The 26,957-nt window shown below is 44.2% G+C and carries 18 protein-coding genes; 15 read left to right on the forward strand and 3 right to left on the reverse strand.

The window, feature by feature from the left end:
• The first annotated feature begins 135 nt into the window (after positions 1-135).
• The 11 genes from HRQ85_RS06655 (at position 136) to ggt (ending at position 16,664) form a co-directional block, all read left to right on the forward strand.
• Entirely contained in the window at positions 136-486 is a 351-nt protein-coding gene (locus HRQ85_RS06655) for a hypothetical protein (protein ID WP_048613289.1), read from the forward strand.
• Between the two features lie 12 nt (positions 487-498).
• Positions 499-1,848, forward strand: coding sequence for an HlyD family type I secretion periplasmic adaptor subunit (locus HRQ85_RS06660; RefSeq protein WP_048611151.1), 1,350 nt, complete (start codon positions 499-501; stop codon positions 1,846-1,848).
• 3 nt (positions 1,849-1,851) lie between these two features.
• Complete coding sequence (locus HRQ85_RS06665) at positions 1,852-4,083, forward strand: ATP-binding response regulator (protein ID WP_172379088.1); 2,232 nt, start codon at positions 1,852-1,854, stop codon at positions 4,081-4,083.
• A complete protein-coding gene (locus tag HRQ85_RS06670) occupies positions 4,058-5,482 on the forward strand; it encodes a TolC family protein (RefSeq protein ID WP_172379089.1) in 1,425 nt (474 codons plus the stop codon). The genes HRQ85_RS06665 and HRQ85_RS06670 overlap by 26 nt, the downstream gene beginning before the upstream one ends.
• On the forward strand, positions 5,472-7,058 hold the full coding sequence (locus HRQ85_RS06675; RefSeq protein WP_172379090.1) for an ABC transporter transmembrane domain-containing protein: 1,587 nt from the start codon (positions 5,472-5,474) through the stop codon (positions 7,056-7,058). The genes HRQ85_RS06670 and HRQ85_RS06675 overlap by 11 nt, the downstream gene beginning before the upstream one ends.
• Positions 7,055-9,193: an ATP-binding cassette domain-containing protein gene (locus tag HRQ85_RS06680; RefSeq protein ID WP_172379091.1), complete on the forward strand. Its 2,139-nt coding sequence runs from the start codon at positions 7,055-7,057 to the stop codon at positions 9,191-9,193. Before HRQ85_RS06675 ends, HRQ85_RS06680 begins: the two co-directional genes overlap by 4 nt.
• 108 nt (positions 9,194-9,301) lie before the next feature.
• Positions 9,302-9,676 (forward strand): hypothetical protein, encoded by a 375-nt coding sequence (locus HRQ85_RS06685; RefSeq protein WP_050621561.1) that lies wholly within the window; start codon positions 9,302-9,304, stop codon positions 9,674-9,676.
• A 213-nt stretch (positions 9,677-9,889) separates the two neighbouring features.
• Positions 9,890-13,093 carry a response regulator gene (locus HRQ85_RS06690; RefSeq protein ID WP_172379092.1) on the forward strand — a complete coding sequence of 1,068 codons (3,204 nt, stop codon included), beginning with the start codon at positions 9,890-9,892 and terminating at the stop codon, positions 13,091-13,093.
• A 9-nt stretch (positions 13,094-13,102) separates the two neighbouring features.
• The gene (locus HRQ85_RS06695; RefSeq protein ID WP_017094534.1) at positions 13,103-13,579 is read left to right on the forward strand and encodes a hypothetical protein; all 477 of its coding nucleotides are present in this window, start codon (positions 13,103-13,105) and stop codon (positions 13,577-13,579) included.
• A 1-nt stretch (position 13,580) separates the two neighbouring features.
• Entirely contained in the window at positions 13,581-14,672 is a 1,092-nt protein-coding gene (locus tag HRQ85_RS06700; protein WP_172379093.1) for a sulfate ABC transporter permease, read from the forward strand.
• A 261-nt stretch (positions 14,673-14,933) separates the two neighbouring features.
• On the forward strand, positions 14,934-16,664 hold the full coding sequence (gene ggt, locus HRQ85_RS06705) for a gamma-glutamyltransferase (RefSeq protein WP_172379094.1): 1,731 nt from the start codon (positions 14,934-14,936) through the stop codon (positions 16,662-16,664).
• Between the two features lie 147 nt (positions 16,665-16,811).
• Here the strand turns inward: ggt and HRQ85_RS06710 are convergent, their stop codons facing one another.
• Both HRQ85_RS06710 and HRQ85_RS06715 read right to left on the reverse strand, forming a co-directional pair.
• Positions 16,812-17,870 (reverse strand): HEAT repeat domain-containing protein, encoded by a 1,059-nt coding sequence (locus tag HRQ85_RS06710; RefSeq protein WP_172379095.1) that lies wholly within the window; start codon positions 17,868-17,870, stop codon positions 16,812-16,814.
• Between the two features lie 87 nt (positions 17,871-17,957).
• Positions 17,958-19,289, reverse strand: a complete 1,332-nt coding sequence (locus HRQ85_RS06715) for an anaerobic sulfatase maturase (RefSeq protein WP_172379096.1) — start codon at positions 19,287-19,289, stop codon at positions 17,958-17,960.
• Between the two features lie 137 nt (positions 19,290-19,426).
• On the opposite strand from HRQ85_RS06715, the gene HRQ85_RS06720 reads away from it, so the two are divergent.
• Together HRQ85_RS06720 and HRQ85_RS06725 are read left to right on the forward strand one after the other, a co-directional pair.
• On the forward strand, positions 19,427-20,215 hold the full coding sequence (locus tag HRQ85_RS06720; protein WP_048608517.1) for a formylglycine-generating enzyme family protein: 789 nt from the start codon (positions 19,427-19,429) through the stop codon (positions 20,213-20,215).
• 178 nt (positions 20,216-20,393) lie between these two features.
• Positions 20,394-22,076 carry an alkaline phosphatase family protein gene (locus tag HRQ85_RS06725; RefSeq protein ID WP_172379097.1) on the forward strand — a complete coding sequence of 561 codons (1,683 nt, stop codon included), beginning with the start codon at positions 20,394-20,396 and terminating at the stop codon, positions 22,074-22,076.
• A gap of 139 nt (positions 22,077-22,215) precedes the next feature.
• On the opposite strand, the gene HRQ85_RS06730 is transcribed toward HRQ85_RS06725, so the two are convergent.
• Positions 22,216-23,310 (reverse strand): substrate-binding domain-containing protein, encoded by a 1,095-nt coding sequence (locus tag HRQ85_RS06730; protein ID WP_172379098.1) that lies wholly within the window; start codon positions 23,308-23,310, stop codon positions 22,216-22,218.
• Between the two features lie 81 nt (positions 23,311-23,391).
• Here HRQ85_RS06730 and HRQ85_RS06735 point away from each other — a divergent pair, with 81 nt between their 5' ends.
• Both HRQ85_RS06735 and HRQ85_RS06740 read left to right on the forward strand, forming a co-directional pair.
• Positions 23,392-24,510 carry a substrate-binding domain-containing protein gene (locus HRQ85_RS06735; protein ID WP_172379099.1) on the forward strand — a complete coding sequence of 373 codons (1,119 nt, stop codon included), beginning with the start codon at positions 23,392-23,394 and terminating at the stop codon, positions 24,508-24,510.
• Positions 24,507-26,933 (forward strand): EAL domain-containing protein, encoded by a 2,427-nt coding sequence (locus tag HRQ85_RS06740; protein ID WP_172379100.1) that lies wholly within the window; start codon positions 24,507-24,509, stop codon positions 26,931-26,933. Before HRQ85_RS06735 ends, HRQ85_RS06740 begins: the two co-directional genes overlap by 4 nt.
• The last annotated feature ends 24 nt before the right edge of the window (positions 26,934-26,957 follow it).

The following is a 26,957-nucleotide window of genomic DNA, read 5'->3' on the forward strand; positions in this document are numbered from 1 at the left end:
ATCATTTTGAAAAACCAATTTTTTATACAACATTTTTCATAATTTCTTTTTAAAGAGAAAGAATCAAAAAAAATTTGAAAACTGCCTTTAAAGATCCTTAGTTATTGTGATTAAAGCAATTAAGGCAGTGGAGCGATGATAGACATGACGAATTTGTTGCGCTCGGTCGACAACAACCACAAAGGGCTGCAATTGCTATTAGGCGACTTTTACAATGACTTTTCTGACGCAGCCCTAAATATAGAAGAGCTTCATAAGAGTAATCGTTTTGATGAACTCAATAGTTACTCAAAAAAGTTGAAGACCATCTTAACGTTGCTTTGCGACCAAGACCTTCCGCCCAAAATGGCCAAATTGGAACACTTGAGTAGACACGAGTTCCCTGCGCCGGAAGATCTAATAGAGGATGTAAAAACTGAATTGCACAACGTCAATCGACAAATCAACCACTTGTTGGATATTAAGGAAGTAATAGATGGCAAGTAACCGAGGTCAGTCATGAGCAATAACCAAATAGAACATCACCTCAGAAAAGCACTTGTTTCCAATAACGAGGCTTCTAAGGTCACAGCTGATGACACTATTGTGCTTGCTAGTGCCATGACCAGCGTTCACAAAACGTTGCTCATTATATTCTTGCTCGCTTTGGTCGCTATTGCGGTGGCGTCACAAGCACGTATCGACATTGTTGTTTCTGTACGTGGCGAACTGCTATTGGAATCGGATGTTGAGAAGGTTCAACATTTAGAAGGCGGGATATTAGAAGAATTGTTAGTCAGAAAAGGGGAAGTCGTTTATGAGGGCCAACCTATCGCTCGAATACGCTCACTCGACCGTAACACTCAACTTGATACCGTCAATACTGAAATTATTCAGATAGAGCTCGATAAGATTCGTTATGAAAGCTTACGCGACATGGAAGAACCTAACTTCGATGCCTTTATTGAGGAATACCCTGAGCAGGTTCAGGTCAACATGAATACCTGGAGGCAAGAGTTCTCTAAAAACCGTTCAAATGAAGAGCTCATCACTCACGATATTAAGCACAAAAACTCGTTAATCAGCTCAATGTTAAAGCGCCGAAAAAGTTCAGAGAATCAACTCTCTCTGATACGTAAGCAGCTCAACATCAAAAACACCCTCTATAAAGAAGAGATGGCGTCTTATGTCGACGTTCTTAACATGAAAGTACAAGAGTCGAATATGGTGCGTGAGATTGAGAACCTTGACGAATCTGTGATGAATGAGCGCTTCCAACTCGACAAGCTTGAAAAGCAACATCGTGACTTGGTTGAGAATCGAAACTCTGAGTACCAAGCACAAATCATTCAAGCGAATAAAGATCTTAAGCTGAAGCGAATCTTACAACCACAGCATTCCGACAAGGTTGATCGCCTAGTGGTCTACTCGCCAGTCGATGGTGTGGTCGATAAACTGCATTTCAATTTCCGTTCTGCTGTGATTCCGCCAGGAGAAAGTATCGCCGATATTGCACCGATCAATAACTCCCTTCACGGTGAAGCGAAGATCCCACGTAAAGACATGGGATTTGTCGAAATTGGTCAAGCAGTGAAAGTGAAAATGGATACCTATAACTTTGCAAAATACGGATTTGTTGAGGGAACCATCGCCTCAATCAGCCGTTCATCATACGAAGAAGAAGACGCTGAGTTCTATTTAGCAGAGATTGAAATTGACCGAAACTTTCTTGAGCGAGGAGGCACTCAATACAAGTTATCACCTTACATGGAATTTACCGCCGATGTGAAAACAGGCTCGCGTCGCGTGATCGAATACGCTGCGAAACCTGTGATGTCAGCCATCGAGGATGCTTTCGATGAGAGATAATCAATGAGCGGTAAACCTTCGTACAATATTTCCGTACCCGCTCTACGTCTAAGCATACTATTTAGCGTGGTATTAGCTGCGCTCGCTTTCTATTTATACTTTTCTTGGTCAAAAGTAGACTCAGTCGCACAAGTGCAAAGCGCCCCACTGCTCATACAAGCTCAGAAGCTTAATCAGACCATAGAACAAGATATTCAAACTCTGCAACAGTGTTTAAGTACCAACACTTGCGGTACTAACGAATTCAACCTAGTTAACTTGAAGCGTGAGATTGATGAATTTCGCTCTTTAGCCTCTTTGAACAAAACCGAGTTCAGCTTGGTTGGGGCAACTGAATACACACAACTGGAATTAGCGATTAATCGTTTCTCCGATAGCCCAAAAACACGTAACGACGTATTAGGCTTGTACCTTTCATTGACCAATAACTATCTGCAGATGGACGACAACTATCGCACCATGTTTAACAACTATGCGAATGACTTAATGTCAGAGAAGAACGAGTTCTTCATCTGGTTGTTTATGGTAGTCGTGATATTGGCTGTGATTACGATTTTATCCAACTCAGTTGCTATGTTGAAACTCAAGAAATCCAGCTCTAACGAACGCGAAATCGACTATGAATTCGATGCCCTGTATCAAGAACTGAAGCAACTCGATTTACAACGGCTTGAAGAGCTTCTTAACGAAGTGAGCATCAACCCTAAGCAACGCCAGATTTACTCTCACTTGAAGCTAATCTTCGGTAAATTGGAAGACCAAAAGCGCAATAACGATCTCTACAAACAGTTGTATGCATTAATAGGTTATGAGATTCGCGGAATCACCAATACCATCAACGGTGGCGTCCAATATCTGGTTCAAGAAACCGATGAAAACGGCGTATTGATGGCGAAGGATATTACCTCTGCATGTAGCACTTTATCTGAGTTAGCAGAAAACTATAATCGCTTGATTTCACAGGGTACGGAAAGTAAATCGAAAGAATTTTCATTACTTAACGTACTGTCGGAATTGATGATTCATATCAGCGCCAAAATTCAACGAAATGAAGGCGAACTTGACTGCTTTATCTCTGACAACTTACCCAATCGCGTAGAAGGTCAATCCACCAGCTTGTTCTGGATATTGTTCCTGCAGCTTTCCAATGCCATTCAACTCAAATCAAATAAGAAACTGTTTGTAACGATTGAATCGGGTGCGGCGTCAGACATGGAAAATACCCGTGTCACTATCAACCTCAACTTCTTATCAACGCTGGATGTCTCTGTTGCCAAGCTCAACAAACTCCACTGGAGCGCCCACAAAGACCATACAGCCAGCACAGATGACTTAGCGAAAAGCGTTCTGAAGGATTACGGATATTACGAGAGTCACTGGTTCCAGTCAGGGGCTCAGGAACGTTTCCAGATTGAACTGGATCTTAAGGCTAAGAACTTCCACACAGAGAAAACGCGCTTTGATGGCAAGCGTTTACTCTTGTGTGCCAATACTCAAATCCGTATCGATGTGATGAAGAAGATGCTCAGCAATTTGGGGCTAGACATCACCGAGATTCGCACTGCAAATGAGCTTTTCTCAGCGGCGAAAACGTTCGGCGAATACGATGCGATTATGCTGACCGATACCTTTGAACCCAATAAGCTGCCGTCGTTGAGTAAAACGGTCAAATCCCAACTTAAGAACCACCCAAATACCAAGTTACTGTTGTCAGTGACCAACACTCAGCAAGCACAAGAGTGTCATAGCTTCGTCGACAAGATCATCAACGCCCCTGCTATCCCTTACGAGTTCATTCCAAACCTACTCACCATTATGGAAGCGGAAGCATCGGAAGAACAGATGGAGAACAGCTCATTCCTTATCGTTGAGGATGACCGAGTTCAGCAGATCTTACTGAAACGAATTCTTACCAAGCAAGAGTATGAACCAGACACCGTTGGCGATGGTGCCGATGCCGTGAAGCACTTCATGAATAAACGTTCTGACATCATCTTTATGGATTGCATCATGCCGGGTATGGGCGGCATTGAAGCCACAAAACGCATTCGCCAATTCGAACAAGAAAACGAGAAGAACCCTTGTACCATCATAGGTGCAACCGCATTGACCAGCAGTAACGAACACCAGGCTTGTATTGAGGCCGGAATGGATTACGTGATCAGCAAACCTTATAAAAGCGACCAAATCATCAAGGTGATCAACAAGTATGTGGCGGTACAGAAACTTAATTAGCAGCATCATAGCTGCACTCGCATTCAGCACGACACCTTCAGCATCGGCGACTACCCTGCTTGAGGCGGTAGAACTCGGCCTGCAAAACAGCCTGTCTCTTCGCGCGAGTGATAAGGGCGTGGAAGAAAACGAGTACAACATTGGTATTAGTCGCTCTAAATTTCTGCCTTCATTCAATGGTGCTGCCGATACCACATGGAACGAGAATGAAACCTTGCTATCGAGCGTGCCCGATGAAACCTCTAGCTATAACTCAAATAGCTACAGTCTTTCTTTATCCCAATCCATATTCAATCTTGGTGACATTTTTAAATATGGGACGGCAAAACTCGACTTCAATATTGAAGAGATTAAACACGAGAACAAAGTTCAAAGCACCATTTCGGAAATCGGTTCTCAATACTTTGAGTATTTGAAAAATAACGCCCAAATTAAAGCGACTAAGGTTGAACTTAAATCGTCCGAAACGCGTGAACACCAAATGCGACGCAATGTAGAGCTGGGTAACACCGCAGCCAGTGAGCTGTACGAAGTGATTGCTCAGAAAGAAGGTGTGTCGAACCGATTAAGAACCTTGCAGAAAGATCGACGTGTCATTCTCAACGGGCTCTCTATTCAAATTCAATACCCTATTACTCCGTCGCAAGACATATACGAAAGCGTGCCTTTAAAAGAGATCAACGAAACCGAACAACGCGCAATTATGGATCAGGCATTAAAGCTGAATAACGACTTGTTGGTAGCAAAGAAAAACGTAGAAAGAAGCCGCAGAAGCTTGAAAGAGAGCGGTTCGAATTTCTTACCGACCGTGTCGCTTTCAGCCAGCTATCGACACGATAACGCCAATAACTACGATAAAACCGACATTACAGCGACAGGTGAAAGTAACTCAACCAGTGTTGGCTTAAACCTCGCCGTGCCTATCTTGTCTGGTGGTTCTGATTACTATGGTTATCAAAAATCATCGACGGCCATCGAACGTACTGAGCTGCTTTACCAAGATTCGCTTTACACCACACGTAACAGCGTGAATACCTCAGTTCTCAACATTAACGATTTCTCGCAGTCTATAAGCAGTTACGAAAACATCATTCGCGCCAACTACGCCTCTTATAAAGGGATCCAAAGAGCCTACCAATTAGGCACGCGTACCATCACCGACTTGCTGGCGGCGGAAAGTAAATTGTTCAGCGCTTTGAGAGACTATGAAAGCGCACGATACGACTACATCATCGAGACCATCAAGCTTGAGCAAACTAAAGGCATACTCTCAATTCAATCGATAGAGAGCATCATGCAATTGATGAGCGATATTGAGGGACGAGACAATCAAGATTTGGTGCCTAAACACCTTCTCTCAACGGAGTCATTGAGGAAAGGAGGTCGCAATGCAAACTGAGCAGTTTTCGCAAAAGATCAACATGGCAGATAAGTGTTATCTGACTTTCTCAACGATAATATCGACCCTGTTTGGCTTGGTACTGCCCTTCTCTATTCTGATCATTTTTGACCGAGTGTTACCCAACCAAGCCCAAGATACTCTGTTCTTATTGTTCGCGATTATCTTGATTTCTATCTTCCTCGACTATCACTTAAAAAATCAGGAAGAGAAGATTTCCTCTGTCATCATGAGGCAGTTTGAGACCAACTTAACCAATAAGGTATTTCAATCCATCTGTTTGGCTGAGATCTCTAAATTCCGCCGTTTAGAACCGGGCGAATACCTAGAACGAATCTCAACCATTCCTGAACTTAAGACCTTCTTTGGTGGAGAATCGGTTCGAGCGCTTATCAACCTTGCCGTCAGTGTGATAACGATCCTCATCATCGGCCTCATCAACATATGGGCTGGCATTACCCTTCTGATTGCCTCTGTCATCTTGGCTATTTTTGCGTGGAGCCTTTCCAAACAAAAGATTGGTAGCTTACAGAATAAGTCAGACATCGAAGGGTTAACCACCTCCAAAATCATTGAGATCATCTCTAGCCCACTTGATATCAAAGCTCGAAACATGGAGTACCGAGTTGAAAGCCTGATGACACAAATGGTTGAAGAGCGCGAAGTGGAGAACATCAAATATGAGCAGATTGAATCGAACTTCAGCCTAATATTGGCGCTCATCCAACAGCTCTCCATTGCTTGTGTCGTTGTGGTATTGGCGACTGCAGTAATCAATATGGAATCGAGCCAAGGCATCATGGCCGCCATCATCATGCTAACCAACCGTTATTTTGCGCCTTACCAGCAAGTAATGCGCACCGCTAGCCGCTGGGAGTTAAACAAACTCCATATCCAACGTATCGCTGATCTCCTTGAATTAGCAGCCTCTGTCGAGCACCAACATGAAACAACAGAAGTAGAACGTATTTCGGTTAAGTATTCTGAAAAGCAGCGCATCGAGTTCGAACTAGGCCAAGCCTATTTGCTGACAGGGAAAAGTGGTTCAGGTAAGACCCACCTCGCTAACTGTATTACGCGTCAGAACAGTGATACCAAACTCGATATCATGATTAACGACACGCCTTTGGATGACGTCAATTACAACGTTTGGCGTAACAGTGTTCTGATGGTTGATAAGACCAGTTCGTTCGTAGAAGGGACGATTATCGATAACCTCACCTGTTTCCGCCCAAGCTTGAATAACACGGCGTTTGCACTTTGTGAAACCATGAACATCAAAGCTCAAATTGATGGGCTTCCTGCCGGTTTTTATACAGAACTCAAAGGCCATATGCGTAACCCATTTTCACGCCAAGTTGGCTATGCCTTATTATTGGTTCGCGCTCTGCTCGCCAGTAAACGTGTATTGATATTTGATGACATCGACTGTGTGTTTGATGAGGAGTTCGCGCGAATGGTTCTCACCAGCACAGCTTATCGTGCCAATGACAAAATCCTAATCATCGCCAGCAATAAAATGGACAAACTTAACCATCGCCTCAAACGCGTAAAACTTACCGGAGGTGATCAATGAGTATCCTAGTTGACTTCAACAATGTTCCGCAGCGAGTTTTGGACTTTGAAGCAAGTGGTTATGATGAACGTTACGGTCAGTCGCCGCTGATTCGCGGCTTAGCTTACACCTTGATAGCATTGGAATGGGAAGGTACACCGGCCATCCTCAGTGACGCTTTTATTCCTAAACCAAAAGACAGCGACAGTTTTACGGCAACCATCGAGCGTCTTGGGTATCGCTGTGATGTGACTAAGCTAAAGACACTCGAGAATATCGATAAGCACCCTCACCCATGCTTTATTGAAATAGAGAATCTAAGTGCGATCTTCTTAGGTACTAAAGATGGAAAATTGCTGCTGTTTGATTACACGAACAACAACACTATTGAATATCCAATGTGTCAAAAGCCATGCTTGCTGATTTCTATTAGCGAATATTCTCGTCTGTTCCGCGAACCACCTCCGGAATCGCAAGACAGAAGCAATTGGATTAAATATGCTTTCTATCGTTACAACAATGAACTTAAAAGCCTGATCATTCTCAGCTTCGTCATCAGTATTCTCGGTGCATTGCAGCCATTCTTTATTATGAGTGTATATAACTTCGCACTGACTTCGAGCTCCGAAGCCACACTCTATTGGTTAACCTTATTCGCCATTATTGTTGGCTTCTCGGAATATTTCTTTAAAAAGATGCGGGTAAATATCATTGCCACGTCCGGTAAAGATCTCGCCGTGCACATCTCGCAAGCCGTTATATCTAAGCTGCTGTGGCTACCTTATGCGATGACATCTACAGCTGGGGTCTCTTCCCAGTTAGCTCGTTTGAAAGATATCGATACGTTCCGACGCTTAGTGACTGCCGAATCGACGCTCAGCTATTTTGATATGCCGTTTGTGATAGTATTTATCATCGCCATTGCTCTGATGTCTGGTACAGCGGCATTAGTGGTGATGGGTGGTTTAATCCTGATGTTAGTGTTCTGTATTTACTCACGCTATATCTACTCGCAAGCCACATCCAAAAGTTCGCGCGCCAATGCGATGGTCTCGTATCAATGGAACGAAATCCTTCGTGGTATCAAGACTATCCAAGGCCTGCCTTTACTTCGTGTCGTTCAATCTCGATTCAGTGCATCGCATATGCAAAGCACCAGCGATGCAGAGAACGTTGCCGTGACTAACAGTAAGATTCAGGCCGCTGGCGGCAGTTTGATTCAAGTGATTGGTACAGCAAGTATCGTGACCGCGGTAATCGGCGTGATGGAAGGCACTTCTGATGCGGGTGCCATGCTCGCGACCGTAATTTTGGTTTGGAAAGCGTTAGGCCCAATCATGGGTATCTATAACTCAATTTCCAAGTTCCAATCGATCAAGGCTTCATCAGCACAGATAAACAACCTGATGTCGATGAATGACGACAAATTGACCTTAGAAAAAAGCCCACCTATTCGCCTGTTCCAAGGCAGCATTGTGGGCAGCGGTGTCAGTCACCGATATGCAGGAGCGGCGACCGGCTTAACCAACCTTGGTTTCAAAGTGCCACCCAGTGCCAAAGTGGTCATTTGTGGCCCTACGGGCTGCGGCAAAACCACCTTAATTTCAATCATTGCTGGGTTAGAAGACCGCTATCAAGGCGCTGTATCTGTCGATGGTTACAACATTAAACAGTTCAATAGCTACCGTTATCGCACCTCGATTAACTACATCCCTTTTAATTTGCATATTTTTGAAGGCTCACTTGAGACCAACTTCATTCTACACAATGGCTTGATACCTACCGAAAAGATGCAAGAGATGATCAGCTTCTTCGAATTAGATGAATGGCTTCCTGAAGGCTTGGCTACTCAGTTAAGCGTGGATAAATGCAAAAGTCTCCCGAATGGAATTCAACAAAAATTGCGTTTGGCACTTGGCCTAGGTAACTGTGAGCAATCTCTGATTATCATTGATGAACCGTTCAACGGTGCAGAGCAAGAAAACGCTCAATACTTTAATCGCCTGTTCTCCGATAAATTGTTGAATAAAACCGTGATTTTTTCGACTAATGACCCTGGTTTGATCGCAACATCAAACATGAGTTTAGTGTTAGAGCCGGATGGGAATTTGAAATATTTTGGCTTAACAGACAAATACTTAAACAGCTTAAGCTAAAACCTCAACGCTTAATCACAATTCGCGATTTAGGGAAATGGATGTAATTGACAAATTAATAAGTGAGAGAGATGATTCGCCCCAATACCACAGGTAACAAGGAAGAAAATGTACACATTCGTTGCAGACAAGCTTGATGTAGCTTACTTATCCGCAATTCCTGAGAATCACATATTTCAGGGCTGTGACGTGCCTGAAGAAGAAATCGAACTTCGAGAGATCATTGAGATTTGGTACGAGTGTTCATTCCTGCCTGCTTTCAACCTACAGAAAATTGAGATCGCAAATAAACCAGAGCTCACAATCATACAAACACACGTTTTTAACAACGATACGAGCACACTTGCCTTCCTACTCAAGAACAGAGTGTATCGCGCAGCACTAAACAGAATGCTCGGTATTTGGACATTAGAACCCTCTGCAAAAACGGTTTTAGAGCAACTTCTTTTCGAATTAAGCCTCGATAACAATCGTCCTCATTAGTGCGCTTTTTAAGCTATTCATCAATAAGCATAAAGTTAAACAAACTACCAAACGCTATAAATTACTAATAAAAGAATGCATTTCAAAATAAGCTCTGGAATCACAAGAACTTATACCCCTCCCACACTTACTTAAAATTTACTGTTTCAAAGTTTCCATATCTGCATTTTTATTCTACTGTTTTTATATAACGACAGTTGGATGGATCCTTATATGGCGATTACGGTCTGGAATAACCTTTCAGTCAAACATAAACTCTTTGGCTTAGTTCTACTTCCCATTTCATTATTACTCTTCCTAGCAGGTAGACAGGCTTATATATTAACGACTCAGTTAACCGATTTTGAACGAACCAATCAGTTATCTGTGTATCTTCAAGATATTTCTGTCTTGTATAGAAGTACCTTGGCGTCTAGCCCTGAAGAGTTTGCGACTCAAAGCAATCAAGTAAAGGCAGAACTCAAAAACCTGTCTCCCATCATTTTTTTAGACGCATCTGATGAAATGAATCAACTTGTTGCCGATTTCAGCGAAGCGACCTTATCGACGATGCAAGCGACTGACACTTACGATAAATTGGATGCCCTCGAATGGCAGAGCGATTTATACAAGCAACTGTTACTTGAAGTAGAGAAGGTCCCTTTTGAAAACACTAAACGTGAAATTCAACAGCACCTCACTGCCCTTCAACAACTTGAGTGGTTGATGTTTTGGTCGAATGAAGAGTTCAAGCTTGGTAGTTCACTAATTGAGATATTCCAAAGCAGCCAAGAGTACGACCCAGAACTCGCAGAACAGATCGAAACCTTGAGTGAAAGACAACAATTGTTCTTAGAGCGCTTTGTTTCATTGAACGCCAACGAACATCAAGTGTCTTTGATGGTTGAAGTGTTTCGAAATGATGTGTTTGCTCAAAGCCAAGAGATAAGAAGCGCGCTACTCGACCTAAATGCAATCAGCCAACTGACGCCACAAGAAGTGTCTGTCGGCTTGGAAGCGATGAGCGCACGGCTCAACCTATTACAAAGCCTTGGCAGCGTAATCAAGCAAGAGTTTCAACAAGAAGTTGAGCAAGCCATCTATGACGCGCAAATACAGCGAACCCTGTTTATTTCAATCGTCGCTTTGTTGGCAGCGATTGTTATGGGTTTAACCCTTAGCTTAGCGAGACAAGTCACTAACAACCTGAATTTGGTGTTAGCCTTCTTAAAAAGCGAAAATGATGACACGCGCCCTTCTTTAGATAAATTAATCCAAGGTAAAGATGAACTCAGTCTGTTTGCTCAACAAGTTGAACGATTGACCATCGAACGAGAACTCGCGAAAGATAGACTGACAGTAGCAAAAGAAGACGCCGAGCGAGCTAAAGAAGACGCTGAAGAAGCAAAAGATCACGCGATACAAGCCAGTAAGGCCAAAAGTAGCTTCTTGGCAAACATGTCACACGAGATTCGTACTCCATTGAATGGGGTTATTGGTATTTCTGAGATCTTGTCTGATACACCGCTGACACCAACACAACGCGATTATGTCGATACCATTGAGACCTCTTCTCAATTGCTATTAAGCCTTATCAACGACATTTTGGACTTCTCTAAGATCGAATCTGGCATGCTGTTGATCAGCCCTCATTCAGCATCAATTCGAGAATCGATTTACGACATAGCATCTATTGTTGCACCTAAAGCCAAAGAGCAAAAAATATCGGTTAACGTCGATATCAGCCCTGAGACACCGGCACGCGTGATGATAGACGATCACCGTTTAAGACAGATCTTGATGAACTTTATGTCGAACGCGGTTAAGTTCACGGCTGAAGGTGGTGTAACACTGTCGATCAAAACACTCGAGCAATCGGACGATAATGTCACCATTCGATTTGCCGTTCGCGACACAGGTATTGGTATCGATTCAAAGCAACAAAAACAAATATTTGAACCCTTCGCTCAAGAGGATGATTCAACAACCAGACAATTCGGTGGTACCGGTCTTGGCCTTGCTATTAGTACTCAGTTGGTTGAATTAATGGGTGGCCAGATACAACTTGATTCAGTTAAAGGTGAAGGCAGTTGTTTCTACTTCGACCTAGCATTGGCCGTTGATTTGATGTTACCGAAACCAAGCACTGCCTCCGCAAATATCTATATTCTAGGTAACGAGAACATGCTTTCTGAACGTATAGAAAGCGACCTGAATCTCTATGGCTTGAAAGTTACTCAGCAAACCAACAGCGCGGATACCATTAACGAGCAAATTTCTGCGAAAAAACACGACAAACCAACCACCGTTATTTTTGCTGAAGACGATTCATTCCAAGCGAGTGACTATTCAGACAACCTAGACAAACTCCACAAGAATGGCGCAACGATTTGTTTGATTCGTTCATTCCTAAGTGACCCCGCAGATATTGGGCACTGTATTACCGCTCAAGTATCACAACCCCTACTCGGCTTGCGCTTAATAAAAGCCATTGAACTTTGTGACTCACAAGGTCTAGTTGAGCTGTCAGAAGCCAATCAACAAGGTCAGGCAATTCAGCACAAGATTCTTATCGTCGAGGACAACAAGATCAATCAGAAAATCGCGGGTCTTCACGTTGGAAAAAGCGGTTTCGAATTCGAGTTCGCTAATAACGGACAAGAAGCGGTCGACATGTTTACCGCCAACCCGCATTACGCCGCAATTCTTATGGACTGCATGATGCCAGTGATGGATGGCTTTGAAGCAACAGCTAATATTCGCCGCGTTGAAAAAGAGGCCAATTCCGCTCGTCGTATTCCTATCATCGCTCTTACAGCCAGTGTGATTGATGATGATATTCAAAAATGTTTCGACGTAGGCATGGACGATTACGTGCCTAAACCATTCAAATTCGAGATGTTGAAAGAGAAGGTTCTCGCAGCAGTAGAGGCGATGCCACTGCCGACGACGCAAAACGCATCTGTAACACCTTCAAACTCAACGGTCACACCTATTCATAGCGTACAAACAGCCAAACAAACATTGCCAGAGCAACCTGAGTTGAACACGGTACCAAGCAAATCTGAGAAGATTCTCTTGGTTGAAGATAATCGCGTGAACCAGAAAGTCGCTTCAGTGATGCTTAAAAAAGCCGGCTACGCCTTTGAAATAGCAGACAACGGACAAATTGCCGTTGATATGTACCAGAACGACAGTAGCTTCGACATTATTTTGATGGATTGCATGATGCCTGTTATGGACGGTTTCACCGCAACTAAGGAGATTCGAGAACACGAGAAAAACCAAGGCTTAAGCAAAACTCCTATTATCGCGTTAACCGCCAGTGTTATCGATGATGATATTCAAAAGTGCTTTGATTCCGGAATGGATGGGTACGTAGCGAAGCCTGTAAGAAAAGAAAAACTGTTCCACCAAATAGAAAGTGCGACTTGTTAGGAGAAACCAATGGATTGGATCAAAACAATTAAAACACTCTCGTGCAGAGCGCTGCTACCCGCAGTGATAGGGTTGTTAGGAAGCTTACTCCTTCTCAGCCCCGCTCATGCCGCAGAAGATTACGCCATATTCTCTTTAGACTCTGGGTTTGAAGAGATATCGATAAACAAAGCGAGAAAGCTATACCGAGGAAAAACCAAGCGCCTCAATGGCAAACGTGTAGAACTATCAGACTGGCCTGAGAACAGCGCCGAGAGAGAACAATTTTATCAGCTTTTACTTGGAAAAAATGCCGCTCAAATGAATGCTCATTGGGCTGGGTTATCTTTTTCAGGAAAAGCGCGTTATCCAAGAGAAATCAAAACGGCATCAACCGACAGCTTAGTGGACTGGCTTGATGACAAACCAAACCGTATTGGTTACTCCCCACTCTCTTCGGTTCCTCAAAATGCCAACGTTCTCTACGTTATAAGTTCGGAGAAATAATATGAAAAGAATAATTACGTCAGTGTTATGTGCCTCAATGGCCTCTCCGGCTTTTGCGAATATCGAACTTACCGATAATTTATCCCTCAGTGGCTTTGGCTCAACGTCTTGGGCAACATCGGATAACGATAATCCATTAATCATCAACCGCGGTTTTACTGATGAGAGCTGTTACGACTGTGATACCACATTTGGTGTTCAACTCGATTACTTCTACAATTCATTCAAAGCTTCCGTGCAAGTTGTAAAGCCACCCCAATATGATTGGAGTGAGCCGCAGCTAGAGTGGGCTTACTTAGGTTATGAATTTAATGACTTTGATGTCAGCGTTGGTCGATTACGACTACCATTATTCCTTGCTTCTGAGTACTACTATGTGGGCCAAGCCTATATGACAGCAAGGCCACCGACAGAGGTATACAATTCCGTCTTAGGCATTACTGCGTTCAATGGTATTAAAGTGAGTTTGACTCATGATGTCAGTGATGAAGCAACGCTATTGCTCTCACCTTTCTTCGGTGTAAAAGACAAAAACAAAGTCGACTTTAATTCGAGTACAGAGCTGGAATTTGAAACCAACCGAATGTTCGGTGCCAATCTTCAATTGAGCGGTGAAAACTATCGTTGGAACTTGTCATTCCTCGACTCCAATTTTGATCAAACCGTTTCTGGCACGATTACAATCCCTGGAACTTCGATAACAGCTCCATTCAGTAGCAAACAAGACAACCAACACATTCAACTTTGGTCGTTAGGTGCTGAGTATGAATTAGGTCAAGCGGTGCTTGCAAGTGAAGGACAGATCAGTGACTTCTCGTCCTCGATGTACGCGAGTTTGGGCTATAGACTAGATTTATTCACTCCATACATCGTTTACGGAGCAGAGTTTGATTCTCACGAACACCTAACAGGAAACAGCTACCTAATTGGTGTGGATTACGATGTGTTACCAAACGTCTCTATCAATGGTGAAGTGCAATACTTCGAAGCTCGCAAGTCAAACGGTGCGTTTGTCGAAGATTTTAACGCGCTCACTGGCTTTGATGACAAAGATGCCGTCCTTTACACCATCATGCTGAGTTTCGTTTTCTAATCATGCGTAAAAATCATCGTCAATAGAAATAAAAGCCCAAGCTAATCAAACAGTCTGGGCTTTTTTATGTCTTTGAATTGTCATGCTTAACAAGCCATAACATTGATCTTAACTATCCTTTAATACAGAAACATTTAGGTGATTTAGTCACTAATGTCAGAGCCGTCAGCATTGTGTAAGAAGGCTGTAAACTCACGAACTTCACTACCTTAATTTGGTCAACCTAAGAGCGAATAAACAGTTACCTTAAACGGAGAACGCATGCGAATAGCTACTTTATCTTTAAGTTTGGTTTCAGCGGTCGGTTTCGCGGCTGAGCCAAATCCTTTTCCAATTAAGCCAGACGAAACTGGCGAAGAGTTTATGGTAAGTGCAACAAATCCATACGTAAGCAGCACTGGGTATTCAATACTCAAAAAAGGCGGTAATGCAGTCGATGCAATGGTGGCGATGCAGATGACAATGTCTGTGGTTGAACCGGATATGACAGGTATCGGCGGTGGTACTTTTGCGCTGTTTTACCAAAAAGACAAAGATCAATTCCTCGCACTTGATGGACGAGATGAAGCCCCTTCAACTGCCACTCCAGACATGTTCATGGAAAACGGAGAAGCGCTAAGTCGAAACGAGATTTTAGGGGCTCGTTCTGTAGCGGTTCCCGGCACACTTCGTTTGCTCTATAGCACTCATCAACAATACGGAAAACTGCCATGGTCTGAGCTCGTTCAACCCGCAATTGAACTGGCAAGCAAGGGCTATGCGATGAACAGCTACACCTACGACATCGTGGTTCGTGAACAAGAACGATTGATTGAAGATCCAGAAATCGAAGCCCTGTATTGGAATGGCGACCAAATCAAACCAACCGGCACATTGATGAAAAACCCTAAGCTTGCTGACACTCTTAGCAACATTGCCCAACAAGGCGATAAGTACCTTTATGGTGGCGAGTTTGGTAAGCACATCGTTGAAACGGTTAACAGCCGAATCGACGCCGACCACGCTAAGCTCTCTCTTGAAGATTTTGAACAGTACCAAGTGAAACAACGTGAGGTTATCGAAAGCGACTACCGAGGCAACAAGATTGTCTCGTTCGGTTATCCAGCCTCTGGTGGCGTGATGGTTGCTCAAAGCCTCGAAATGTTAGAGGCCTATGACTTAGCAGACATGTCTAAAACCGATGTTGAACCTTGGCGCTTGATGACCGAAGCCATGAGAATCGCTAAGGCCGATCGCATCGCTTATGCCGGTGACCCAGATTACATCGAAGCGCCCGTTGCTGCCCTACTCGACAAAGCTTACATCGACGAGCGACGTAAGCTCATTCCTGAGAGTGGCATTGCGAAAACAAACCCGAAAGCAGGCAAGCTATCCGATACTGATTACGCTCAGCATCAAGGTTTTGAGAGTCAAGATACTGGGCACATATCCATTATCGACAAAGACGGTAATGCCATTGCTATGACCAGCACCGTCGGCACGGGCATGGGCTCTGGAGTAATGGTCGATGGTGTAATTCTTAACGCACAAATGGCGAACTTCTCCACTAAACCCACCATAAACGGTAAACCGACTCAAAATGCCATCGAAGCGGGTAAGCGACCACGCTCTGCAATCACACCATTAATGGTTATGGATAAAAAAGACGACCTGCGTTTAGTTGTCGGCTCTCCAGGCAGTTCGCAAATTCCGGGTTACGTGTTGAAAGCCGTGGTAGGTGTTCTCGATTGGGATCTGTCTGCGCAAGAAGCCATTGACCTTCCAAACATTCAATATGGCACCAAGATTGATCGCACCAAGCCTTATGACCCAACAGGTTTACTCGTCGAGAAGAAAACCTACGCCGAAATGTTAGTACCAGAGTTCATGCAACTCGGTTATCTGGTGCATGTCATTCCAGTCGTCAGTGGCTTGAATGCCATTGAAGTCAAAGATGGCAAGATCTATGGCGCGACCGACAGACGCCGTGCATCAAGCTCTATGGGTGAATAATAAAACGAAATGGGCAAGTAACAGGCTTGCCCTTATTTTGTCTTTAGTTGCTTGAACCTTGTCTAAGCAGTTCATGGACACGAAAAAGCCAGTCGAACGTGTCGACTGGCTTTTCATTATCGGCTTCGCTATTTACTCATTTGGATATTATGAGCTTGGCGCTACTCGTTTCTCTTTCAACTGCTCAATAACATAATCAGGAGCCACTTTACCTAGCTCACCCAAGCAATCATCGGTCTTTTCATTACCGTAGCGTACGTAGATATCGCAGACCGCGTATAACTGCTCTGGAGAACCAGAGATCAAATATGCTTTCTCGAACGATTTAGTCGACTTGTCGATATCCAACTCTTCTTGTAATACCCCATTTAGGTACCAGTAGTAGCTGTTATCTTTCGCTAGCTTCGCAGCCACTTCAATCTCTTTGGCTGCCGCAGTTTTGTCTTCAAGGCGAACCAGAGTCAACGATTTCGAATAATGCAGAGCGGCGTTGTTTGGCACGCTCTCCAAACCACGATCTAATACTTCGACTGCTTGCTTATCTTTGTTCTGAGCTCGAAAATTATCTGCGTAGCTCAACCAAACTTGCGCTTCTTTTGGATGCGTATTGATCAGCTCTAGATAAACCGTTTCCGCCTTATCCCAATCGTTGTGCCAACGAAGCACATCAGCAAACAGTAATTGGTACTTTTCAGCTTCTTGCGTTTCCAAGAAGCTAATCAACTCTGTGACTGGTGGTTCAATTTGTGCTTTCTGTTCATCATCTAATGCATTGAAGTCACGGACTAGGTTTGACGTTGCCGTATGGCGAACCATGGTATCGCTGTCTTTTAGCAGAGGTGAAACTAATGCCCAACGATGTTCAAGTTGGTAAGGTTCAGAACCGATAACCGCCGCTTCACGCACTTCAGGGTTTTGATCTTTTAAGCCTCTTGCCACCGCCACCAGCGCATTTTGGCTTGGGTATGAAGCAAGCTCTTGCAGTGCTCCAGTTCTATTTTCAACAGATTGATTCTGATCTTGTGCCATGTAAGACAACTGTTGAATGCGGATTTGAGTGTCCGTCATTTCAAGCACTTGATTGATATTTTGTGCTGGCGCGTCAACCGTTTGTTGAACGCTATTCGCAGCCATCGCAGACGTTGAAATCAATGCGGACGTTGAAACCAATAAAGCAACAGCCGTCGCTAAACTCTTCTTCATCATAGTATTACCTTAAACCGGAGAACTTAGCCTGTCCTTAGACTCGTATCTGATTAAATTTATCTTGGACCTGTTGATCCAAAGAACAAGTTAAAACTTGGTCTCAAACGTGGCTTGTTGCGCCTGTTTTGCTCGATGCGCCATCAATACTGAGTCGCTGAATTTGCCGTGAGCTACTGGATGCCCCATTGCACGAGCGATGTAAGCCATCGACTTATCGACATGAGAAAAGAACTTATGCCAACCTGCACATAAGTAGTTCAAGCCCGGTTCGCCTGCACGAGTTTTGATAAAGCGGTTCTTAGGACACTCACCATGACAAGCGAACTTGTAATCACACTGCTGACATTGACTCGTCAGTGTGCGTGATTTAGCAAAACCAAACTTTTGCTGTGGTGCGCTGTACGCTAAGTCATCAAGCTTCTCGTGATGAATATTGCCAATCTTGTATTCAGGGTAAACATAGTGGTCGCATGAAAACACGTCGCCATTTGGCTCCATTGCCAAACCCTTTCCGCATATCTCGTTCAAGGTACACAATGGGTTCGGACGCCCAATCCATGTTTCTACGCTCGCTTCAAAATACTGAACAAACACCTTACCGATGTCATTCTTAGCCCACTCATCAAATACAGAAATAAGGAAATTACCCCAAGCCAAATCCGACACACACCACGATTCCATGATCGAATCTTTATGGCCGGGGATCAGGCGTTTGTCGCCTTGTTTGAGCTGCTCGCTCACTTGGGATGTTTGTGGTGCAACCGTTCGGAACGTTTTCTGTTCAACGATAGGAATAAACTGCATTTGCGGTGACTTGACCACATCACGTAGGAAGCGATAGACCTCAAGTGCATTTTGACTGGTGAGGTTATTCACACAAGTTAGCGTTGCGAACTTCACTTGGTGTTTGTGGAGTAGTTCCACAGCCGCCATCACTTGTTTGAATGTGCCACGGCCAGCTCTGTTGACACGATAGGCATTGTGCAGCATTTCAGGGCCATCAATACTCAAACCGATCAGGAAGTTATTCTTCGCAAGAAACTCAGCCCAATCATCATTCAGCAAAGTACCATTGGTTTGCAAATCGTTTGAAATCAATACGCCTTTAGGTTGGTACTTTTTCTGTAACTCAACCACGCGTTCAAAATACGCCAAACCCAGCATGGTCGGTTCACCGCCCTGCCATGAGAAGATGATTTCTGGTGTGTTTTGACCTTCGATGTATTGTCGGATGTAGGTTTCTAACGTCTCATCATCCATTCTTGGAGAACTGCCTTTCTTGTACTCCAACAAATCTTGCTTACTTAGGTAGTAACAATATTTACAGTCAATGTTGCACGCTGCGCCAATTGGCTTAGCCATGACATGCAAGCGCTTAGACGCTTTACCGTTATATTGGGGACCTTGAGTAATATGCATGATTTACCTACCTATTTTAGTATTCTGGACCCATCATAATTCCTATTCGATCAGGTGACATGTTATACCCTTTATAACCAATAGGAATGACCTTAAACGTTAGAATTAGACCCTATTTCGAACATCTGAGGCACGTGATGAAATTTCTTAATTACAAACAGTTAGCAACAATTAGCAGCGTCACCATGACTATTCTTCTGAGTGGCTGTGCAAGCGTGCCTACACACCCCATCGCCCAACAAATTGACCAAGAGATGGTGTTGGTTGAAGGCGGCACATTCACCATGGGGTCGAACGATCCAGAAGCGACCAAAGCAGAGCGTCCTGCACGTAATGTAACTGTAGATAGTTTCTATATTGCGAAGTTTGAGGTGACTCAAGAATTGTTCGAATCGGTGATGGGTTCATCTCTCAGTTATTTCCAAAACCCACAAGTCCCGGTCAATAACCTTAGCTGGCAACAAGCGAACTACTTCGTCGAGCAATTGAACGAACTTACAGGCGAAGAATACCGTTTGCCTACTGAAGCTGAATGGGAATTTGCAGCCAAAGGTGGCAACAAAAGTAAAGGCTATACTTACAGTGGTTCCAATAACTTAGATGATGTTGCGTGGTACTCAGCAAATTCTAAAAATAGCGCTCATCCTGTCGGGCTAAAGAAACCAAATGAACTAGGCTTATATGACATGACAGGAAACGTGGGCGAGTTTGTTATCGATGCCTTCGATGACACCTTCTACCGATTTGGTCCAACAGACAACCCTAACAACGCAAAACACAGCGACGTTGGTTTATCACACAAATCGGTTCGCGGTGGCAGCTTTGCTTATGACGAAAATGAATCTGAAAGTTACCGTCGTGACTTCGCAAGCCAATCGATCACGATGTCGGACATGGGCCTGCGTTTAGTTAAGGATACGAACTAAAGCTGTGAACTAGCTAACGAAGCGAACTAACTAAAGATGCCGAAGGTTATGGTTCACTAATCGTCACCAACAATACTAAAAATACGATTCGCACTGCACACACGTTACAAGTCTGGCCAAACGTTGGAAACCTGACCAAACATTAGAACTCAGCGGCAACAGTGAATAAGGAAACTCTATGCAATACACCAAGCTTTCAGGACTAACCCTCGCGTTACTCTGCGCTCTCCCAGCTTCAGCTGAGGAAAAGCCAAATCTAGTCCTTCAAATCACGGTAGATGGCCTGCGCGCAGATCTGATCGAACGATATAAGCACAACTTCGGTGAAGGCGGTTTCCGGTACTTAATGGATGATGGTACCTACTACACCAACGCAAACTACCAACATGGCAACACGGAAACGATCGTGGGCCATGTGTCGCTTGCAACAGGTGCTCCACCGAGCGTACACGGCATGGTAGGTAATGTTTGGTATGACCGTAGCGAAGAACGTTTGGTGTATAACGTAGAAGACGGTAACTACCAAATGCTGACCTCTGGTGCAGGTGTCGATAAAGCAACAGAGATCGACCCAACGCAGAAGACAGCACAAGGCGATGGCCGCTCTCCAGAGCCAATACTCTCCACCACGTTTGGTGACGAACTGACGATTTCCAATAGTGGAAAATCAAAAGTGTTCGGTGTTTCAGTGAAAGACCGCGGCGCAATCTCATTGGCAGGACATAGTGGTAAAGCCTTCTGGTTCTCCAAAGCACAATCTGAGTTTGTCACCAGTAACTATTATTACGACGAGTATCCAGATTGGGTATCACGCTGGAACGAGAAAGCGATTGCTGCTCAGTATTCCAAACAAAAATGGGAGCTCTCATTACCGCGTGAGAAATACACGTTGCAAGAACACGATACCGAACACAAAGTGAAACTCGGTGATTTCCAACGCACCTTCCCTCACCCATACGGCCCGGCAAGTTACAAGTACTACAGCACCACCCTAACCGTGAGCCCTGCTGGTGACGAGATCACGGAAAACTTCGCTAGCACCTTGTTGATGCAAGAGAAGCTTGGTCAAGGCGACGTGACTGATTATCTGTCAGTGAGTTTCTCTTCAAACGACTACGTGGTGCACCTTTACGGCCCTGAAAGCCTAGAAACAGAAGACAACCTTATCCGACTAGATAAGACTCTCGCTAAGCTTTTCAAAACCGTGGATAACCAAGTCGGGCTAGAAAACACATTGATTGTGCTGTCTGCCGACCACGGTGTACCTGAATCTTCACCTGCGGCAAATGCGCTTGGTTTCAATCAAGCTCAATACTTCAATAAAGACACACTACTCTCGAGTGGTGTTGAGAAACGATTGAAGGATGAATTTGGTTTAACCAAAGACGCGATTCGCTTGTACGCACAACCTTACATCTATCTGAATCATGATCTGATCGCTGAGAAGAAGCTTGATCTGGCTAAGGTCCAAGAAGCTATTGCGGATGAAATTGCAAAAGTGAAAGGTGTTGCGTTTGCTGTATCAAGCAGTGACATTGCGGCTAACCGAGTACCGGACACGCATGTGATGCAGCTAATTAAAAACAACTACCACCCTGCTCGCTCTGGCGATGTATACGTAGTATTTGCACCGCGCAGCTACATTAACGACATGGAAGGCCTTCAAATTGCCTCTACACATGGTTCTCCGTGGAAGTACGACACACATGTGCCTGTGATCTTTGCAGGTTACGATGTTGAAGCTAAGAAGGTATCGCGAGCAGTGACACCATATGATATTGCGCCAACGCTTTCGAACAAACTGGGAATCACCCAACCAAGCGGGTCAATCGGAGAAGTGCTACAAGAGATCACTGAGTAGACTCAATCTCTAAGGTTTCGTGAGCTAGATTTCGAATCCAGCACCCACTCAATAAAAGAGCCGTTTATCTGTTTCTGACTCACTAGGTCGAAACAGATAAGTGGCTCTTTTCGATTGATAAAGGCTAGATGGATCGAACCTAATTCTTACCCGAGTAACGAAACGCTTCTCTGGTTAGCTGATTTAATTGGTCGTCATTCATCTTATTGTGCACAACGGTGATACGACCTAAGTAAACCAACGGGACTTCTGCCTCTCGCTCTTCCAAGTGGAACTTAATCGCTTCGGCCGTTGCCACACCAAGGTCATCGCTCATTCGCATAGGCGTCGCGTCTAATTCATCTGAACGAATCTTTTCTATCTCTTTTGCAGTACCGCCCCAACCCGTTACATAGATTTCAGACAACATGTCAGCCTTGTTTAAAGCATCCACCGCTCCCATGGTCATCGCAGTATTGGCATTGTGAACCATGGTCACTTCAGGGAAGTTACCGAGCACCAAACGAATCCCATCGGCGCCACCTATCTTCTGGTATTGCCCAAAGTGCTCATATACCGTTAACCAATCACCTTTTTTCTCTACACAATCGATGAAGCCTTGTGAACGTTGAGTATCTGTTATTCCCGGGATCCCTCGATTTGCTGAAAACTCGACTTCATTTCCCAGCTCTTTCACCACATGGTCACAAAGCACCTCTGCCCCCATCGCGCTTGAGAAATCAAACCAGCTGTCTGGTTGATGTTTCCATTGCTCATTAGGTGTGTGAAACGCCCAAATAAAGGTATTGAAATCTTTGGAAGCGGACAGTTTTTGGATATTACTGGCTTGGATACCCAATTCAGAAGGACCAAAAATGACGAAGTCATAAGGCGTCTCAGAATTCAGGACTTGCTCGGTGTATTGGGTCTGTAATGAGTGCTCAATTTGCCTTGAGGTAAACTCACTGATCTCAAAAGGCAGCTCCAAAGCGATGAGCCTTTCCTTCAATGCGGTGTAATTTCTTGTCCAAAAGTCAGAAATATCTGCACTTGGATAAATCAGTGCAATTCTTACCGGTTTTTCTACCGACATCGGAGCTAATGAAATTGGCTCGCCACTTACAGTCTCTTGAAATTTTTCAAGTTTCTTTACATCAGCCTCCGACCTTACCCCGTCAGCATTGACGTACAAAGGGAGGCAAAAACACGCTGTCAGTAGGGTTGGTAAAATATTTTTATAAAGTTGACCCGGCATAACTGTTACCAAATGTTTGAATGTTTATTAACAATATTATAAATATAGGGCGATTATAAGTTAAAGCGTTTTATAAGCCATATGAATAAGAGATTAAATTTTGCGAGTTTGTTGCTCGCTACTACTTGCTACTCTCAGAGTTTTGCGGGTAATCATGAAGACGATTTCTTCCAATATGCTGAAGAAAAAGTGATGCGAGCGGTTTCCAACCAGAGAACTTGGGATGGCCCAATGCAAGGCCCTGCGGTGCGTCATGAAAAAAACGTTATTTTTGTCGCGTCTGATTTACGTAATGGTGGCGTTTACGGGGTGGGTAAAGGCATCTCTGAGGCCATTTCAAACATCAATTGGCATCTGAGGTTCATTGATGGCTTAGGCTCAGAAGTGCGCCAAGGTGCGGCTATCCGAAAAGCGATTGGCTTTGAACCCGATGCCATTGTTCTTGGTGGCATTGACGCTGTTCGACACAAAACCATTTTGAAACAAGCGGAAGACCTCGGAATCGTTGTTATTGGCTGGCACGCGACTGAACTTGTCGGTGGCAACCCTGAAATCGGCTTATATACCAACATCACCACCGACCCTCTCGATGTGGCGGAAGTGGCCGCGCTACTCGCGATTGTTAACTCAAACGGGCGAGCAAAAACCGTGGTGTTTACCGACCCGAACTATGAAATTGCGATGATCAAAGCCAACGCGATGGTCAACACCATCAAGCGTTGCGGTACCTGTGATGTACTTGAGTTGAACTACTTACCGCTCGATAAAATTGCCGAGCAGATGCCTGCAACATTGAAGAGCCTTGATGAAAAATATGACGAGAAAATCACTCACATCTTAGCCATCAACGACCTCTACATTGATTACGCGATCCCTTCTTTGGAATCTAATCTCGAAGAGTATCGGTTAATACCACAAAACATTTCAGCGGGTGACGGCAGCAAAGCCGCGTACAAAAGAATCAATAGCGGTCAATTCCAACTGGCGACTGTACCTGAACCCTTATACCTACAAGGCTGGCAAATTGTCGACGAGCTCAACCGAGCATTCAACCAGATGCCTCCAAGTGGCTACTCTGCCCCTGTACATCTCGTCACGCCCGATAATGTTGAAGAACTCATCAGCCAGTCAGACAAAGGAATCTACGACCCTAAAAATGGCTACCGTGAAGCATATCTGAAAATTTGGAAGCCACAATGAAACTACCTCAGATAAACATAACTCAACGGCTCATTATTTCGAACCTGGTTTCGCTATTGATTGTGAGCCTTGCCGTCATCATGGTGATCCGCTCACTCTATTACGTCGAGTCGACGCTCAAAACGGAAACCTCAACACACGTATCAGATTTGATTGTTAACTCTGAGATCAGCCGACGCGTATTCACTTTAACCTCTCGCGTTAAGCTGCTGGAGCAGACCTTTTTGTTCAGTGAAACCACACTGTCTGAAGAAGCGTTCAATGTTGACTTCCAACTGCAACGGCTGAGAGATCTCTCGACCAACGAAGGATTCTCGCAGAAGATCGACGCCTTTATCGATAACTTCCACCGTTTCTTGGGCAGTTCATTAGCACTTAATCGAATCCTCAAGCAGACAAATCAAATCGACGCAGCATTAGCCGAGCAACTTGATCAACTCGAATTTGCGATCGCCGACAGTAAGCTAAGGCACTTAGACCAACCTAATTTCATCCGTTATAACAATGAATTAGATCTCATCAACATGCTACGAGAGTCGTTTCTCACTTCGGGGAAAATGGTCGGTGACATTCACAGCCGTATCACGCCAGAAACGGAGAAAGTCCTGCTTATCGAGGTCGAGAAAGAACTCGATATATTCTTACTCCATTTAGAAAACGTTGATATCGAAACCTCAGCGGTGATTGCTGAAAAGAAAAGAATTCATCGAACGGTAAAACGATACAACGCGGCTTTAAAACGCATTCGAGCGAATCTGGAACAGCGTTGGTTGGTGATGGCATCACTGCTAGTTGCTCAAAGTGACTTGTTGGAAATGGTAGAAAAAACCGAATCACGCGTACAAAGCCAAGCCTTAGAACTGACAGACCAGCTTGAAAAAGAGATTGGTCTATCAAGGCTCAATGCGATTGTTATCAGCATTTCAGCCGTCGTGCTATCGATGTTGCTGGTTAGCCACGTTGTTAGACATCACATTCGAAAGCCACTCAATGCACTTAGACATGGCTTCGACCGTTTAGAATCCGGTAGCCTCAAAAACCCGATCAACTTGGGCAGAAGTGACGAATGGTCTCACTTAGAAAAAGCTTATAACGACATGGCTTTAAGGCTGTCTGAGGCCTACCTCGACCTCACTGAAGAGAAGAAGAACTTCGACTTTCTCGCGCACCATGATCCACTGACGAATTTGGCTAACCGACTGTTGGCCACCAAACAATTGGATGAAGAGATCAAAAAATCCAGTGAGAACAACGCCTCTTTCTTACTGTTTTATCTCGATATTGATGAATTTAAGACCATTAACGACTCCTTAGGCCATGCACCCGGGGACAACTTATTAGTCAATGTCTCTGACATCTTGAGTGGCCTAGTCGGCGATAAAGGCTTTGTTGCTCGAATGGGTGGCGACGAGTTCTTGGTTGTTTATTCCAACATTGGCTTAGAAGAAGGTGAACCGATCGCTGATCGCTTGAACCAAGCATTAAGAAAGCCGTATTACATCGATGATAATTCTATCTTCGTCTCCGCGAGTATTGGTGTTTGTGAATACCCTACTCATGGTTTGGATCGTGAAACCCTAATTCGCAACGCGGATACCGCCATGTATCACGCCAAACGTAATGGTAGAGATCAATACAGAGTCTATGCGGATAAAATGACCCATGAAGTGAACGACTTAATCGAAACCAACATCGGGCTTCATCAAGCGATAGCTAACGACGAGCTTGAAGTGTTCTTCCAACCCAAAGTCGACTTAGACTCACAGGGCATCATTGGCGCCGAAGCACTTATTCGCTGGCGACACCCTAAATTGGGCTTACTGCCACCGATTGATTTCCTTGAAGTGGCGGAGAAAAGTGACCTCATTATCGATATCGATAAATGGGTGTTCAAGAAAGTGGCAAACTTGATCACTGAATGGCAACGTGCGGGAATAGACCTACAAGGCGTGATTTTCTCAATCAATTTCTCAGCGAGAATGTTCTATATGACCGACCTCGCCGAGCAGCTACAAGTGATACTGGATGAAACGGATTGCCAACCTCACCAATTGCTGCTTGAGATTACCGAAAGAGACATGATGCGTGATTTTGAAACCTGTTCGAGAACCATTGAGGTACTTCATTCTAAAGGTTATAAGATCGCTATCGATGATTTTGGTACGGGTTACTCTTCACTGTCGGTATTGAAGAACCTTTCGGCTGATTGCGTAAAGTTAGATCGAAGCTTTATTGAAGATATTAACTCATCAAAGGTTGATTACGAGATTACTTGTGCGGTGCTTAAACTCGCGCAAATACTCGACTTTTCAGTGATTGCAGAGGGCCTTGAAACCCAGAGTCATGTGAAGACACTGCGCCAGATCGGTTGTAAATACGCTCAAGGCTATTTCTTTGCGCGTCCTCTGCCAATTGATGACTGATTGTCTTACTTCTTGCTTAATTCA

This window comes from Vibrio sp. Vb339 (assembly GCF_902751245.1).
GTDB classification, from domain to species: domain Bacteria; phylum Pseudomonadota; class Gammaproteobacteria; order Enterobacterales; family Vibrionaceae; genus Vibrio; species Vibrio coralliirubri.

Excerpts from the sequence above, each read along its gene's own strand:
- HRQ85_RS06655 (WP_048613289.1), top strand. The coding sequence starts at position 136 with ATGATAGACATGACGAATTTGTTGCGCTCGGTCGACAACAACCACAAA.
- HRQ85_RS06660 (WP_048611151.1), top strand. The coding sequence starts at position 499 with ATGAGCAATAACCAAATAGAACATCACCTCAGAAAAGCACTTGTTTCC.
- HRQ85_RS06665 (WP_172379088.1), top strand. The coding sequence starts at position 1,852 with ATGAGCGGTAAACCTTCGTACAATATTTCCGTACCCGCTCTACGTCTA.
- HRQ85_RS06670 (WP_172379089.1), top strand. The coding sequence starts at position 4,058 with ATGTGGCGGTACAGAAACTTAATTAGCAGCATCATAGCTGCACTCGCA.
- HRQ85_RS06675 (WP_172379090.1), top strand. The coding sequence starts at position 5,472 with ATGCAAACTGAGCAGTTTTCGCAAAAGATCAACATGGCAGATAAGTGT.
- HRQ85_RS06680 (WP_172379091.1), top strand. The coding sequence starts at position 7,055 with ATGAGTATCCTAGTTGACTTCAACAATGTTCCGCAGCGAGTTTTGGAC.
- HRQ85_RS06685 (WP_050621561.1), top strand. The coding sequence starts at position 9,302 with ATGTACACATTCGTTGCAGACAAGCTTGATGTAGCTTACTTATCCGCA.
- HRQ85_RS06690 (WP_172379092.1), top strand. The coding sequence starts at position 9,890 with ATGGCGATTACGGTCTGGAATAACCTTTCAGTCAAACATAAACTCTTT.
- HRQ85_RS06695 (WP_017094534.1), top strand. The coding sequence starts at position 13,103 with ATGGATTGGATCAAAACAATTAAAACACTCTCGTGCAGAGCGCTGCTA.
- HRQ85_RS06700 (WP_172379093.1), top strand. The coding sequence starts at position 13,581 with ATGAAAAGAATAATTACGTCAGTGTTATGTGCCTCAATGGCCTCTCCG.
- ggt (WP_172379094.1), top strand. The coding sequence starts at position 14,934 with ATGCGAATAGCTACTTTATCTTTAAGTTTGGTTTCAGCGGTCGGTTTC.
- HRQ85_RS06710 (WP_172379095.1), bottom strand. The coding sequence starts at position 17,870 with ATGATGAAGAAGAGTTTAGCGACGGCTGTTGCTTTATTGGTTTCAACG.
- HRQ85_RS06715 (WP_172379096.1), bottom strand. The coding sequence starts at position 19,289 with ATGCATATTACTCAAGGTCCCCAATATAACGGTAAAGCGTCTAAGCGC.
- HRQ85_RS06720 (WP_048608517.1), top strand. The coding sequence starts at position 19,427 with ATGAAATTTCTTAATTACAAACAGTTAGCAACAATTAGCAGCGTCACC.
- HRQ85_RS06725 (WP_172379097.1), top strand. The coding sequence starts at position 20,394 with ATGCAATACACCAAGCTTTCAGGACTAACCCTCGCGTTACTCTGCGCT.
- HRQ85_RS06730 (WP_172379098.1), bottom strand. The coding sequence starts at position 23,310 with ATGCCGGGTCAACTTTATAAAAATATTTTACCAACCCTACTGACAGCG.
- HRQ85_RS06735 (WP_172379099.1), top strand. The coding sequence starts at position 23,392 with ATGAATAAGAGATTAAATTTTGCGAGTTTGTTGCTCGCTACTACTTGC.
- HRQ85_RS06740 (WP_172379100.1), top strand. The coding sequence starts at position 24,507 with ATGAAACTACCTCAGATAAACATAACTCAACGGCTCATTATTTCGAAC.